We start from the raw sequence: 12130 nt of genomic DNA on the forward strand, positions 1-12130 counted from the left end.
TGAGAGGTGCCGCAGGGGCGCCGGTGAACGAGGAGCGGTCATGAAATACATGATCTTGATGTACGGCTCTCAGCACGACTACGACATCATGACGGGCAAGGCGACGGACGGGCCGGTCTTCGCGCCGGAGGACTTCGCGCCGATGCACGCGTTCATGGAGTCGTTCACGGCCGAGCTGATCGAGTCCGGCGAGTTCGTCGACACGCAGGGGCTCGACGCGCCCGTGCACAGCCGGCGGGTGCGGCTGCGCAGCGGCGTACCGGTCGTCACCGACGGGCCCTATGCCGAGACCGAGGAGGTGCTCGCCGGGTTCTGGCTCGTCGAGTGCGCGAGCTTCGACCGGGCCACCGAGATCGCCGCCCGGCTCGGCGCCTGCCCCAGCCCCGGCGGGATCTGGTCCGAGAGCTACGCCGACGTCCGGCCGATCCTCGACAGCCGGGCCGACCTGGACGGGTGATGTCTCCGGTGCCTCCGGTGCCTTCCGTGCCGTCGGTGCCTTTCGTGGCCTCGGTGCCCGAGGACCTGCTCCGCCGCCTGGCGCCGCAGGTCCTCGGCGCGCTGGTGCGGCGTTACGGCCACTTCGACACCGCTGAGGACGCGGTGCAGGAGGCGCTGCTCGCCGCCGCCACGCAGTGGCCCGTCGAAGGGCTGCCGGACAACCCTCGGGCCTGGCTCATCACCGTCGCGTCCCGCCGCCTCACCGATCTGCTCCGCAGCGAGCAGGCCCGGCGCCGCCGGGAGGACGATCTCGCCCGGTGGGAACTGCCGCCCGGGACCGTCTCGGACGCCGACGACACGCTCATCCTGCTCTTCCTCTGCTGCCACCCGTCGCTGACGCCGTCGTCGCAGATCGCGCTCACCCTGCGCGCCGTCGGCGGTCTCACCACCGCCGAGGTCGCCCGCGCGTTCCTCGTCCCCGAAGCCACCATGACCAGGCGGATCACGCGCGCCAAGCAGGCCATCCGGTCCAGCGGCATTCCCTTCGGGATGCCACCCGAGCCCGAGCGGCTCGGCGCCGTCCTGCACGTGCTCTATCTGATCTTCAATGAGGGGTACGCCACCACGGCCGGCCCGAACCTGCACCGCGTCGAACTCGCCGTCGAGGCGATCCGGCTGGCCCGGATGGTCAGGGCGCTGCTCCCGGCCGATGGCGAAGTGGCCGGGCTGCTCGCGTTGATGCTGCTCACCGATGCGCGGCGGCATGCGCGTACCGGTCCGGGCGGCGAGCTGATCCCCATGGCCGAGCAGGACCGCAGCCGGTGGAACGCCGGGGCCATCGCCGAGGGCGTCGCGCTGCTCACCGAGGCGCTGCCCCGGGGCGCGATCGGCCCCTACCAGCTGCAGGCGGCGATCGCGGCGGTCCACGACGAGGCGCCGAGCGCCGCCGAGACGGACTGGCCGCAGATCCTCGCCCTCTATGAGCTGCTGCTCCGGCTCTCCGACAATCCGGTGGTGGCCCTCAACCACGCCGTCGCGGTAGCCATGGTCCACGGCCCCCACGCCGGACTCGACCTGCTCTCGGGCGTGGCGTCCGACGAGCGGATGGCCGCCGACCACCGGCTGCCCGCGGTCCGGGCCCACCTGCTGGAGCTCGCCGGAGACCTGACCGGGGCCCGGGAGTCCTATCTGGAGGCTGCGTCCCTGTCGAGCAGCCTCCCCCAGCAGCGCTACCTGAACACCCGGGCCACCCGCCTCCTCTGACCCGTCCCGTCGCGGCATGATCGCGCTGTTTCCCGGAAACAACGCGATCATCGTCGGCTGGTGCGCCCAAGATCGGCGCAACTCTTCAAGAGTTGGTGCTATGGCGGTGTGCGGGGCCGGGTGGGGGTCACGGTTTGCAGCAAAGCGTGGCCATTTCGCTTCGCGAGGCCACGCTTTGCTGCAAACCGTGACGGGGGACCGGCAGTGTCCGGGGAACGCAGCCGGTGCGCGGTGCGCGGTGCGCGGTGCGGGCGCGGTGCGCGGGGCATAGGCGATGCGCAGGCGTGGGTACGGTGCGATGCATAGGGGCGATGCGCGGGCGATCGGCGTGGGGTGTTGGGTGCAGGTGGGGGTGCCGGGTTAGGACCAACTCTTGAAGAGTTGCGGCGGGCGGGGGTCCGGGAGCGACTGTTCCACGCGCATGATCGCGTTGTTTCGCGGAAACAAGCCCATCGGGCGCCTGCTGAGCGCCTTATTTCCGGGAAACGGCGCGATCATGCGCGTGGAGCGCCTTACTTCCCCGAAGTGGCGTGATCTCATACGCGCTGAGCGCCCTTCGCGGACGTGGCGTGATCATGTGGCTGGCCCCGAAACCGTGCGATCGAGCGGGGCGCGCGAAGTGGCGGTGAGGGTGGCGACGAACGCGGCCTGGAGGAGGAGCTCGCCGACGTTGCCGATCCAGAAGTGGCGGAAGCCCACCGCCGCCGCGACGAACATCGCGATCGCGCCGAGGCAGAGCCACGCCACCCCGGTACGCCGCCAGATCGCCGTGCCGACCGCGATGAGCAGCACGATCGTGATGATGGCGGCGATCGGGGGCCCGGACGCGCCCTCGTTGACATAGCGGAGCGTGTCGGCGTACCCCCGAGGCTGGAGACTCAGGACGGCCAGGTCGGTGGCGACTCCCAGCGCGATGAGCGCGGCCGTGGCCAGGATCGTCGTGATGCGGGCCGGACGGCCTGCGAACCAGGCCAGGCCGGCGCGGGCCGCGAGGGCGCAGCCGGCGATGACCGCGACCGGCGTGAAGAGGTCGTGGATCCAGTAGCGGGCCGCGTTGATCGTCTCCAGGGTCGCGCCGAAGCCGACGAACCGGCCCACGGCGACCGCCGCGTTGTCATAGGCGATCGCGGCGCAGAGCCCGGCGACGAGCACCGCGACGGGTCCGGCGGCGGCCCGGTGGCGCAGGGCGAGAACGGCGAGCGCGACGAGGAGCAGGGCGATAACCGCCAGCGCTGCCGAGATCATGTCGCCTGCCCGTCGTTTCGATGGGGGGAACGCTGTTCCGTCACGGGGAAAGGTAATTCTCGCGTGCCTGGTGGCGCAAGGGGTGGCGGATGCCGTTTGTGAAAGACCTCCGTCTGGACGGTTGACAACCGGCGGGACCACTGACTTCATTAACGTATCGCTGACGAGAACACTGTTTCGTCTAGCGAAACAGTGGAGAAGGGAGGTTCTATGCGAAGGAAGTATGCGGTTGTTGCCGGCAGTTTCGCTGTCGTCACCGCACTCGGTCTGGCCGGTTCACCGGCGCAGGCCTACGGGCCGACGGCGAATTCGCTGGGCTGCCGGCTCTACTTCGGCGATACGGGTACGGGCACCTCGCCCACGACGTGGAACGACACCTACGGACTGACTGTGGCACCGGCGCAGCCGACGCCCGGGCAGACCGTGACCGTCACCTTCACGGCGGCGGCCGGTGTCACCAACGGACCCGCACCACTCAACGCCGGTGATGTCCCGGTGATCGTGAAGGTGGCCCTCGGCGGGTCGCAGTCCGGCACCGTGAACCTGAACCTGGCCGCCTATCCGGCATCGGCGAAGGCGGGTTACGTCCCGCTCGGCCCGATCACCGCGACGGGGACGTTCGTGGCGGGTGCGGGAGCGGGTGCCGCGACCGCCACGGTCAGCCAGATCAAGTTCGCCAACGCCACGGCGGCCACCTACTGCTCGGACGCAGGGGATCGCGATCAGAAGGCGAGCCCGCAGCCGAGCACGATCGTGGAGTCCTTCAGCGTCTTCAACGGTTCGGCGAGCGTCACCGCGGTGACCGGACAGACCGTTACGACGCATGCCCGCGCGGGTAACGCCATCACCTTCGCGGTCTCGGGCCTCGCGCCCGGTGCCACGCTCTCCGCCTCCCTCAAGGACGCGGCCGGGGCCGGCACCGGCGAGGGCACCGGAACGGGCACCACCAACGCATCCGGCGCGGGCACGGGGACGCTGACCGTACCGGCGGGCGCCACGACGGGAGCGCGGACGATCGCGATCTCCGACGGCGTCAACACCGTGGTCGCACCACTGACCATCCTCGGCGCACCGACCGTCTCCATCAACCCCGGTGGTGGCGGAACGGGCACCGCGGTGGCGGTGAGCGGCACCAACTGGAACCCCGGCAGCACCGTGGCGATCGGTGGCTACAAGGCGCTCGCCGGACCGCCGCCGCCCAGCCCCACGGGGGACGCGCCGATCTCGGTGACGGCCTCGGCGAGCGGTGGCATCAGCGGCACGTTCACCGTCAACGACAGCACCACGGCTTACCTCGGCGCTTCGTCGGGCGTGGGCCCCGGCACCCTCTTCGCCATCGCGACCTGGTCGGCCTCGGCCGATGCCTGTGTCGCGAAGACCGGCGCGGCGGCCACCGGGCAGTGCGCGCTGACCTACAACCTGTCGCAGATCGTCACCGCGGGCAACCTCGCGATGGCCCGCGCGGCCGGTACCAGCAACATCGCCCTGACGGGCGTGACCCTGAACGGCACCGTCCACACGAGCACCGGCAACCTCTCGGTGATCACCGTGACGGACTATCGCGGCAGCACCTTCGGCTGGAGCCTGGTCGGGACCCTCTCCGACTTCACCGGCACCCCCGGCGGCACCATCCCGAAGGCGAACCTGTCCTGGACCCCGGTCTGCGTCGGGACCCCCGGTGCGACGAACGCGGTGACCGCCGCGGCCGGCTCCGCCGGTCCGGTGAACTCCGCGACGTTGTGCTCGGCCCCGGCCAGCGCGACCGGTACCGGTGGCAGCTTCGACGCCTCCGCGGCGCTCGCCCTCTCCGTGCCCGCGAACCAGCTGGCCGGAGCCTATTCGGCGACGCTCACGATCACGTTGAGCTGACCCGTAGATACACCGGTGGGGGCGGGCGCTATCCGTCCCCACCGGCTCCACCCCATCCAACACCTCGGGGAGACGGCTGATGACTCGACGGTCGCGCCTGGCGTCGGCGCTGGTGGCCGCCAGCGCGCTCGTACTGCTGCCCGCGCTGCCCGGCCACGCCGCGGGCAACGGCCGCTGGTCGGTGACGCCGACCCCGCCCGCGGTCGCGGGCCCCGCGCCGCGCGTCTACTTCTTCCTGGAGTCGCCGCCCGGCCAGACCGTGCTCGACTCGGTACGCGTCGCCAACGTCAGCGACAAGCCCCTGACCTTCCTGATCTACGGCGCCGACGCGTTCAACACCGCCACCGACGGCGGCTTCGGACTCGCCGCGGCGACGGATCCCCAGCACGGCATCGGCTCCTGGACCAGCGTCTCGGCGACCACCGTCGTCATCCCGGCGAAGAGCCAGAGCGACATCCCCTTCACCATCACCGTGCCGCCCAACGCCCCGCCCGGCGATCACGTCGGCGGCATCGTCGCCGGTGAGGCCGTACCGAGCGGGCAGACCAGCGACGGCGGCATGACGGTCAACGTGCGCCAGGCCGTCGCGGCCCGCGTCTATCTGCGGGTGAGCGGCGCGGCGGTGCCCGGGCTCGCCGTCTCGGACCTGCGGGCGAGCGGTGACGAGCTCTCCTACACGCTCGCCAACACCGGCAACGTGCACCTGGTGCCGACGATCTCGGTGCGGTCGTCCGGGCTCTTCGGGCACGGCGTGCGGCAGACCGGTGCGGTGCCGCAGCTCGATCTGGTGCCGGGCGCGGTGACGAGACTGCGGTCCGGGCTCGCCGGCGCCTGGCCGGTCGACATCGTGACGACCAAGGTCACCGTGACCGCCGAGGGCGGGGTCACCACCAGCTCCTCGACGACGGTCCTGCTCGGCGTCTGGCCGGCCCTCGCGGTCCTGCTCCTCGCCGCGCTGCTCGCGGTCTGGCTGGTCCGCCGCCGGGTCCGGGCCCGCCGCCTGCGCCCGAGGCGGCTCGTATGAGGGCACTCTCCGTCCTGTGTGGAGCGCTGCTCGCGCTGGCACTCCCGGTCCCGGCCGCCAACCCCCTCGGGGGTACGCCCACCGCCACCGCCCCGCAGCTCCCGTCACGTTTTGCAGCAAACCGTGGCTTCGCGCGCGGAAATGGCCACGTTTTGCTGCAAAACGTGACGCGATCTTGGGCGGCGGCGGCGGCTGCTGCTGCGGATGGGCGGAGTGTGGTGCTGAGCGTGCCGAAAGCCATTCCGGGGGACGTGATCCGGGCCACCGGGACCGGATGGCCGGGCGGGCAGCTGATCCAGATCGTGACCTGTGGTGAGCTCGCCCTACCGGGGTCGTCGTCGTGTGACATGCCCGGGGCGATCGCCACCACGGTCAAGGGTGACGGGACGTTCGCGCTCGACATCGTCATCGGGGACCCGCCCCGGCCGTGCCCGTGCGTGGTGCATGTCGCCAGCGTCGGGGCGGGGGAGGCCGGGCACGTCGACAGTCCCATCGAGATCGTCGGGCACAAGACCGGTCCCACGCCGGTGCCGGGGCGGACCAGCACCGTGCTGGAGGTGATCGAGGCGCGGCTCACCGGCGGCGGCTCGGTCTCGGCGTGGTTCGGCGGAGCGCAGCACCGGACGCTCGTCTACACCATCCGCAACGCCGGTCCGGGCGCGGTGACCGGGGTGCCGCTGACCGTCCGGGTCGGGCGCTCCGAGGACGCCGTCCCCGCGCCGTCGACGGGCGAGCTCCGGGCGGGGCAGACCCGCACCTACGAGGTGGCGGTGACGATTCCGTTCGCCGCGTTCGGGGACTACCCGGTCACCGTCGAGGTGGCGGGGGCCGGGCGGGCGCGGGCGGTGCACTCGGCGTACCCGTGGGGATTGGTTTTGGTCAATCTTTTGGGGTTGGTCCTGATCGCGGTGGGAGTCGCGCGGCGCGTGCGGCGGGTGCGCGTGCGAGGCCACGGACCGGCGCTCGCCGCCGATGCCGACGTGCTGCTGCCCTCGGTCGTACGCGTCCCGTCGCTCGGCGCCTACCTCGTCTTCGACGACGCACCCGGCACCGGTCGGCTGCGACGGCTCTCGGGCGGCCAGCTCGCCACCCCGGACCTGCGGGAACTGCTCGAACACCGGCCGGAGTCCGCGAGCGCCGTCGTGGATCTGGAAGCGCTCGACGACTACCTGGCGGCTCGCCAATCGGAGGGGGTGACCCGTGGATAGGACGGTGGTCCTGCGGACGGCGGCTGCGGCGGTCGTCGCGGCGGTGGCGTTCACCGGCTGCTCGGCGGTGATGCCCGGCGCCCTCGACCAGCAGCCGGTCCAGGTCGAGGGGGTCGGTCCCGGTGTCACCGCCGACTCGGTGAAGGTCGTCTTCGTCGGCGTCGACCTCGGCAGGACGAGTCAGCTCACCGGCTTCACCAGCGTCGACGCCGGTGACCCCGCCAAGCAGGTGAAGGCGCTGGAGACCTGGGTCAACGCCAACGGCGGCATCGCCGGGCGCAAGCTGGAGGCGGTGTTCCGGTCCTACGAGGCGAGCAACGACTCACCCGCCGCCGAGGAGAAGCTCTGCAACCAGATCACCCAGGACGACCAGGCCTTCGCCGTCGTGCTGACCGGGCAGTTCCAGTCCAACGCGCGACCCTGCTACGCCCAGCGGCGTACGCTCGTGCTCGACGCGACGCTCGTCGCCACCGACGACGCGACCTACCAGCGCCTCTCGCCCTACCTGTGGGCACCGAGCTTCCCCGCCTATGACGAGTTCGTGAGCGCGTTCCTGTCGAGCCTGGGCGAGCAGCGGTATTTCGAGGGGCAGTCGCAGGCCGGGGTCGTCGCGGCGGACACGCCGATCAACCGGGCCGCCTACGACGCGTTCGCCGAGCCGCAGCTCGCCGCCGCGGGCGTCACCGCGACGGTCTCCTGGATCGACACGACCGACCTCGGCACCCTCAACGCCGGGCTCAACCAGGCCGCGATCGACTTCCGCAGCAAGGGCATCAACCGGGTGCTCTTCCTCGGCGGCGCCCGGATGGCCGCCTTCTTCCTCACCGCCGCGGCCGCGCAGGACTTCACGGCGCGCTACGCCATCAGCAGCTTCGACAACCCGACCTTCCTCGTCAACAACCCGTCGACGATCCCGGCCGCCTCGCTCGTCGACATGATCGGGATCGGCTTCAACCCGAGCCAGGACGTGCCCGACAACGGGTACGCCTTCCCGGCGACCGAGGCGGAGAAGGCCTGCGTCGGCATCTACGCCGCCGCCGGGCAGTCCTTCAAGACCCGGGAGAACGCCCGGGTGGCGCTGCCCTACTGCGACGCCGCGCTGCTGCTGCACAGGGCGTCGCGGGACCTCGGCGCCAACCTCAACGCCGCCGCGTTCGGCCGGGCCGCGCAGGCCCTCGGCACCGGCTACGCACCGGCCGCCGGGTTCGCCGGGCTGCTCGACCCGAAGCGCCACGCCGCCGCCAACGGCTACCGGGTGATGGCCTTCGACACCGGATGCGGCTGCTTCGCCTACCGCGGCCCGGAGGTGCCCTTTGCCCGCTGACGCGCTCACCGCCACCTCGATACACTGCTCCTACGGCGCGGTGCAGGTCCTCTTCGGACTCACGATGCGGGTCGCACCCGGGGAGACCGTCGCCGTCTGCGGACCCAACGGGGTCGGCAAGTCGACGCTGCTGCGGGTCCTGTCGGGCCTGCTGCGCCCCAGCTCCGGCACGGTCGAGCTCGCCGGCGCCGACATCACCCGGGTCCCGGCCGTCCGCCGGGTGCGCCTCGGCCTGAGCACCGTCGTGGGCCAGGCCGCGTTCGGCTCGCTCTCCGTCCTCGACAACCTGCGCATCCACGGGTACGCCGGCAGTCGCACCGACACCCGCCACGGCGTCGACGCCGCCCTCGCCGTCTTCCCCCGCCTGGCCCAGCGGGCGCACCAACCGGCGTCCACCCTCTCCGGCGGGGAACGGCAGATGCTCGTCCTCGCCAAGGCGCTGGTGCAGCGGCCGACGGTGCTCCTCATCGACGAGCTCTCCCTCGGCCTCGCCCCGATCGTCGTCGGCGGCCTGATGGAGATGGTGCGCCGCCTCAACGCCACCGGCATGACCGTCGTCGTCGTGGAGCAGTCCGTCAACGTCGCGCTCGCCCTCGCCGACCGGCTCTACTTCCTGGAGAAGGGCACGGTCGCCGCCGAGCACACCGCGGCCGAGCTCGCCGGGCGCCCGGAACTGGTGCGCTCCCTGATGCTGGGCGGACAAGCATGATCGACGCCACGGTCCTGGGCCTGTTCACCGGACTCACCTACGGCCTGCTCGCCGTGGGGCTGGTGCTCGTCTACCGGTCGAGCCGGTTCCTCAACTTCGCGCACGGCTCCATCGGCGTCTTCGGCGCGGCGGTCCTCGGCAAGCTCGTCAGCGGCTGGGGGGTGCCCTACTGGGCGGCGCTGCCGGTCGCGCTCGCCGTCGGTGGGGGTGTCGCGGCGATCATTGAAGCAGGTGTCGTACGCCGGCTGCGCGGACGGCCGCACGTCATCGGGATGATCGCGACGCTGGGGCTGTCACAGTTCGTGCTGATCCTGGCCCTGCTCGTCAACAGCGAGGGGCTGAGCGGGAGCCGCTTCCCGGTGCCGCCGGGGCTGCCGTCGTTCACCATCGGGCGTACGCCGATCGGCCCCGCCTTCGTCGCCATGGCCCTGCTGACGCCGGTGCTGCTCGGGGCGCTCGCGCTCTTCCTGCGGCGCAGCCGCCACGGGCTGGCGATCCGGGCCGCCGCCGACGCGCCGGACGCCGCAGCGCTCAACGGCATCGGGCCCGGTCGCATGGCCACCCTCGCCTGGGGCATCGCCGGTGCCGTCGCGGCCTTCTCCGCCGTGCTCGTCACGCCGACGCAGGGCACCCAGTCGATCGAGACCCTCGGCCCGGACCTGCTGCTGCGCGGGCTCGCCGGTGCCGTCGCCGCCCGGATGTCGTCGCTGCCGATCGCGTTCGCCGCCTGCCTCGGCGTCGGCGTGGTCGAGCAGATCATGCTCGCCGAGGGCGCCGGACGGGGAGCCGTCGAGCTTGCCCTGGCGCTTTTCATCCTGGTCGCGCTGCTCTCGCAGCCCCGTCTCGGCCGCCGTGACGCCGAGCAGGCACTCTGGCCGCGGCAGGTGCTCGCGAAGACCGGGCGCACCGGCTGGATCCTCGCACTCGCCGGGCTGCTCGGTGCCGCCGGGCTCGCCTACCTCGTCAGCAACGAGGTCGCGTCGGTGCTGACGAGCGTCGCCGGGTTCGCCCTGGTCGGGCTCTCGGTGCTCATCGTCACCGGCATCGCCGGGGAGCTGTCGCTGGGCCAGTTCGCGTTCGCCGGGATCGGTGCCGCCGTCTCACTGCACGCGGCGGCGAGCAGCGGCAACTTCTTCCTCGCCGCCGTCGCCGGGTGCGCTGCCGCCGCGCTCTCGGCCGCGCTCGTCGGGCTGCCCGCGCTGCGGTTGCGAGGGCTGGCGCTCGCCGCGACGACACTCGCCTTCGCGCTCGCGACCAGTGCGTGGCTGCTGCGGCAGGACTTCCTGCTCGGCGACGGGCTCGACGCGGCGAAGCCGCAGTGGTCCGGATACACCCTGGTGCTGGCGAAGGACTACTACCTCTTCGCGCTGCTCATGCTCGCGGTCGGGTTGTTCGTGACGCACAACCTGCGCCGGGGCGGGCTCGGTCGGCTGCTGCTCGCGGTGCGGGACAACGAGGACGCGGCTCGGGCGCTGACCGTCGGGGTACCGCTGCGGCGGCTGCAGGCCTACGCCGTGGCCGGGGCACTCGCCGGGCTCGGCGGTGTGGTGATCGGTCACGGGCAGAGCCTGCTCACCGTGAACAGCTTCCCGGCCTCGGCGGGGGTGGACGTGGTGGCGCTGTCGGTCGTCGGCGGGATCGGGCTGCTGAGCGGTCCGCTGCTCGGGTCGGCGTTGCTGATCGGGGTCCCGGGGCTGGTGGAGCTCGGGATCCCCGGTCAGGCCGCGCTGACAGTGGCGTGGCTGCTCGTCGTGGTGCTGCTGCCCGGCGGGCTCGCCGAGCCGCTGACGAAGCTCGCAAGATCACCGCAACTCTTCAAGAGTTGGTCCTATCGGGGGCGCGGGCGTCACGCGGGTTCGGCGCGCGGGGGGCCGAGCGTTGCCGACGCCGGGCCGGGCCGGAGTGCGGGCGGGGCCGTGCCGACTGCGGCGGAGGCCGGGGCTGGTGGGTCCGCGCGAGACTTTGCTCTGCTTACACCTACGCATCACCCGGCGAATCAGGATATCGCCGGACAGCTCGGCGACGGCGCGGGCGGACTGCCGGAGGTGCCGTGGGCGGGCAGCGCCGCGGGTCTCGGCCCGAAGGCCTATCAGGTGCGGAGTCCCTCGGGGCGCGAGCAGGCGCGTGACGGTGCCGGGGGTGGCGTGTCGGCGTACCAGTCGGGGGTGGGGGAAGAGCGCACCGCGCGGCCTCGCGGTGTCGCTCGGGTGGAGCCTGCGCGGCGGCTGCCCGCGCGGTCCGCGCCGCTGCCCGTGACCGGTGGCGTGCTGCTGGAGGCGCGTGGCGTGAGCCGGTCCTTCGGGGGAGTGCGGGCCGTCGCCGGGGTCGACATCCGCGTCGCCGCCGGGGAGGTCGTCGGCATCATCGGACCCAACGGTGCGGGCAAGACCACCCTGTTCGAGATCATCGCCGGGTTCACCGCGCCCGAGACCGGGTCGATCGGCTTCGCCGGGCGCGATGTCACCCGGCTGAGCCCGCAGCGGCGGGCTCGGCAGGGGCTCGTCCGGTCCTTTCAGGACGCTCGGCTCTTCCCGACCCTCACCGTGGGGGAGTCCGTGCTCGTCGCGCAGGAGCGGCTCGCGCCCAGCGGGGTGCTCGCCGGGCTGCTCGGCGCGGGCGGGCCGGAACGGCGCAAGGCGGCCCGCGCGGCCGAGCTGCTGGACCTGCTCGGGCTCGCCGACATCGCCGACCGCCCGGTGGGGGAGCTCTCCACCGGCACCCGGCGCCTGGTCGAGCTGACCTGCCTGCTCGCCCTGGAACCCGCGCTGCTGCTGCTCGACGAGCCGTCGTCCGGCGTCTCCCAGGCCGACGGGATCGCCCTCGGCGCCCTGCTGCGCCGCGTCAACACCGAGCTCGGTGTTGCGCTGCTCATCATCGAGCACGACCTGCCGCTGCTCGCCTCGCTCGCCGGCCGGATCGTCGCGATGGAGGCCGGTCGGGTCATCGCCGACGGCACCCCCGACGACGTACGCCGCCACCCGGCCGTCGTCGCGTCCTATCTCGGCACCGAATCCGCTGCTGTGCACCGCTCGGGTGCTTCCGTCTAGAGG

Annotated in this window: 9 protein-coding genes; 8 read left to right on the plus strand and 1 reads right to left on the minus strand. The window is 72.4% G+C overall.

All coding sequences use genetic code 11. The features are described from left to right. Positions 1-40 precede the first annotated feature (40 nt). Together F4553_RS33325 and F4553_RS33330 are read left to right on the plus strand one after the other, a co-directional pair. Complete coding sequence (locus F4553_RS33325) at positions 41-457, plus strand: YciI family protein (RefSeq protein WP_184844324.1); 417 nt, start codon at positions 41-43, stop codon at positions 455-457. Continuing rightward, positions 457-1701 (plus strand): RNA polymerase sigma factor, encoded by a 1245-nt coding sequence (locus F4553_RS33330; protein WP_184844327.1) that lies wholly within the window; start codon positions 457-459, stop codon positions 1699-1701. Before F4553_RS33325 ends, F4553_RS33330 begins: the two co-directional genes overlap by 1 nt. A gap of 573 nt (positions 1702-2274) precedes the next feature. Here the strand turns inward: F4553_RS33330 and F4553_RS33335 are convergent. Beyond that, positions 2275-2946 carry a hypothetical protein gene (locus tag F4553_RS33335; protein WP_184844330.1) on the minus strand — a complete coding sequence of 224 codons (672 nt, stop codon included), beginning with the start codon at positions 2944-2946 and terminating at the stop codon, positions 2275-2277. 210 nt (positions 2947-3156) lie between these two features. On the opposite strand from F4553_RS33335, the gene F4553_RS33340 reads away from it, so the two are divergent. The 6 genes from F4553_RS33340 (at position 3157) to F4553_RS33365 (ending at position 12127) form a co-directional block, all read left to right on the plus strand. Further along, positions 3157-4815, plus strand: a complete 1659-nt coding sequence (locus F4553_RS33340; protein ID WP_184844333.1) for a WxL domain-containing protein — start codon at positions 3157-3159, stop codon at positions 4813-4815. A gap of 79 nt (positions 4816-4894) precedes the next feature. Beyond that, positions 4895-5839: a WxL protein peptidoglycan domain-containing protein gene (locus F4553_RS33345; protein ID WP_184844336.1), complete on the plus strand. Its 945-nt coding sequence runs from the start codon at positions 4895-4897 to the stop codon at positions 5837-5839. A 164-nt stretch (positions 5840-6003) separates the two neighbouring features. Beyond that, the gene (locus F4553_RS33350; protein WP_184844339.1) at positions 6004-7047 is read left to right on the plus strand and encodes a hypothetical protein; all 1044 of its coding nucleotides are present in this window, start codon (positions 6004-6006) and stop codon (positions 7045-7047) included. After that, positions 7040-8371 carry a type 1 periplasmic-binding domain-containing protein gene (locus tag F4553_RS33355; protein ID WP_184844342.1) on the plus strand — a complete coding sequence of 444 codons (1332 nt, stop codon included), beginning with the start codon at positions 7040-7042 and terminating at the stop codon, positions 8369-8371. Before F4553_RS33350 ends, F4553_RS33355 begins: the two co-directional genes overlap by 8 nt. After that, positions 8361-9080, plus strand: coding sequence for an ABC transporter ATP-binding protein (locus tag F4553_RS33360; RefSeq protein ID WP_184844345.1), 720 nt, complete (start codon positions 8361-8363; stop codon positions 9078-9080). The genes F4553_RS33355 and F4553_RS33360 overlap by 11 nt, the downstream gene beginning before the upstream one ends. After that, a complete protein-coding gene (locus tag F4553_RS33365; protein ID WP_184844370.1) occupies positions 9077-12127 on the plus strand; it encodes an ABC transporter permease subunit in 3051 nt (1016 codons plus the stop codon). The genes F4553_RS33360 and F4553_RS33365 overlap by 4 nt, the downstream gene beginning before the upstream one ends. Positions 12128-12130 lie beyond the last annotated feature (3 nt).

It is taken from the genome of Allocatelliglobosispora scoriae, from assembly GCF_014204945.1.
GTDB classification, from domain to species: Bacteria; Actinomycetota; Actinomycetes; order Mycobacteriales; family Micromonosporaceae; genus Allocatelliglobosispora; species Allocatelliglobosispora scoriae.

Excerpts from the sequence above, each read along its gene's own strand:
- F4553_RS33340 (WP_184844333.1), top strand. The coding sequence starts at position 3,157 with ATGCGAAGGAAGTATGCGGTTGTTGCCGGCAGTTTCGCTGTCGTCACC.
- F4553_RS33345 (WP_184844336.1), top strand. The coding sequence starts at position 4,895 with ATGACTCGACGGTCGCGCCTGGCGTCGGCGCTGGTGGCCGCCAGCGCG.
- F4553_RS33335 (WP_184844330.1), bottom strand. The coding sequence starts at position 2,946 with ATGATCTCGGCAGCGCTGGCGGTTATCGCCCTGCTCCTCGTCGCGCTC.
- F4553_RS33325 (WP_184844324.1), top strand. The coding sequence starts at position 41 with ATGAAATACATGATCTTGATGTACGGCTCTCAGCACGACTACGACATC.
- F4553_RS33330 (WP_184844327.1), top strand. The coding sequence starts at position 457 with ATGTCTCCGGTGCCTCCGGTGCCTTCCGTGCCGTCGGTGCCTTTCGTG.
- F4553_RS33365 (WP_184844370.1), top strand. The coding sequence starts at position 9,077 with ATGATCGACGCCACGGTCCTGGGCCTGTTCACCGGACTCACCTACGGC.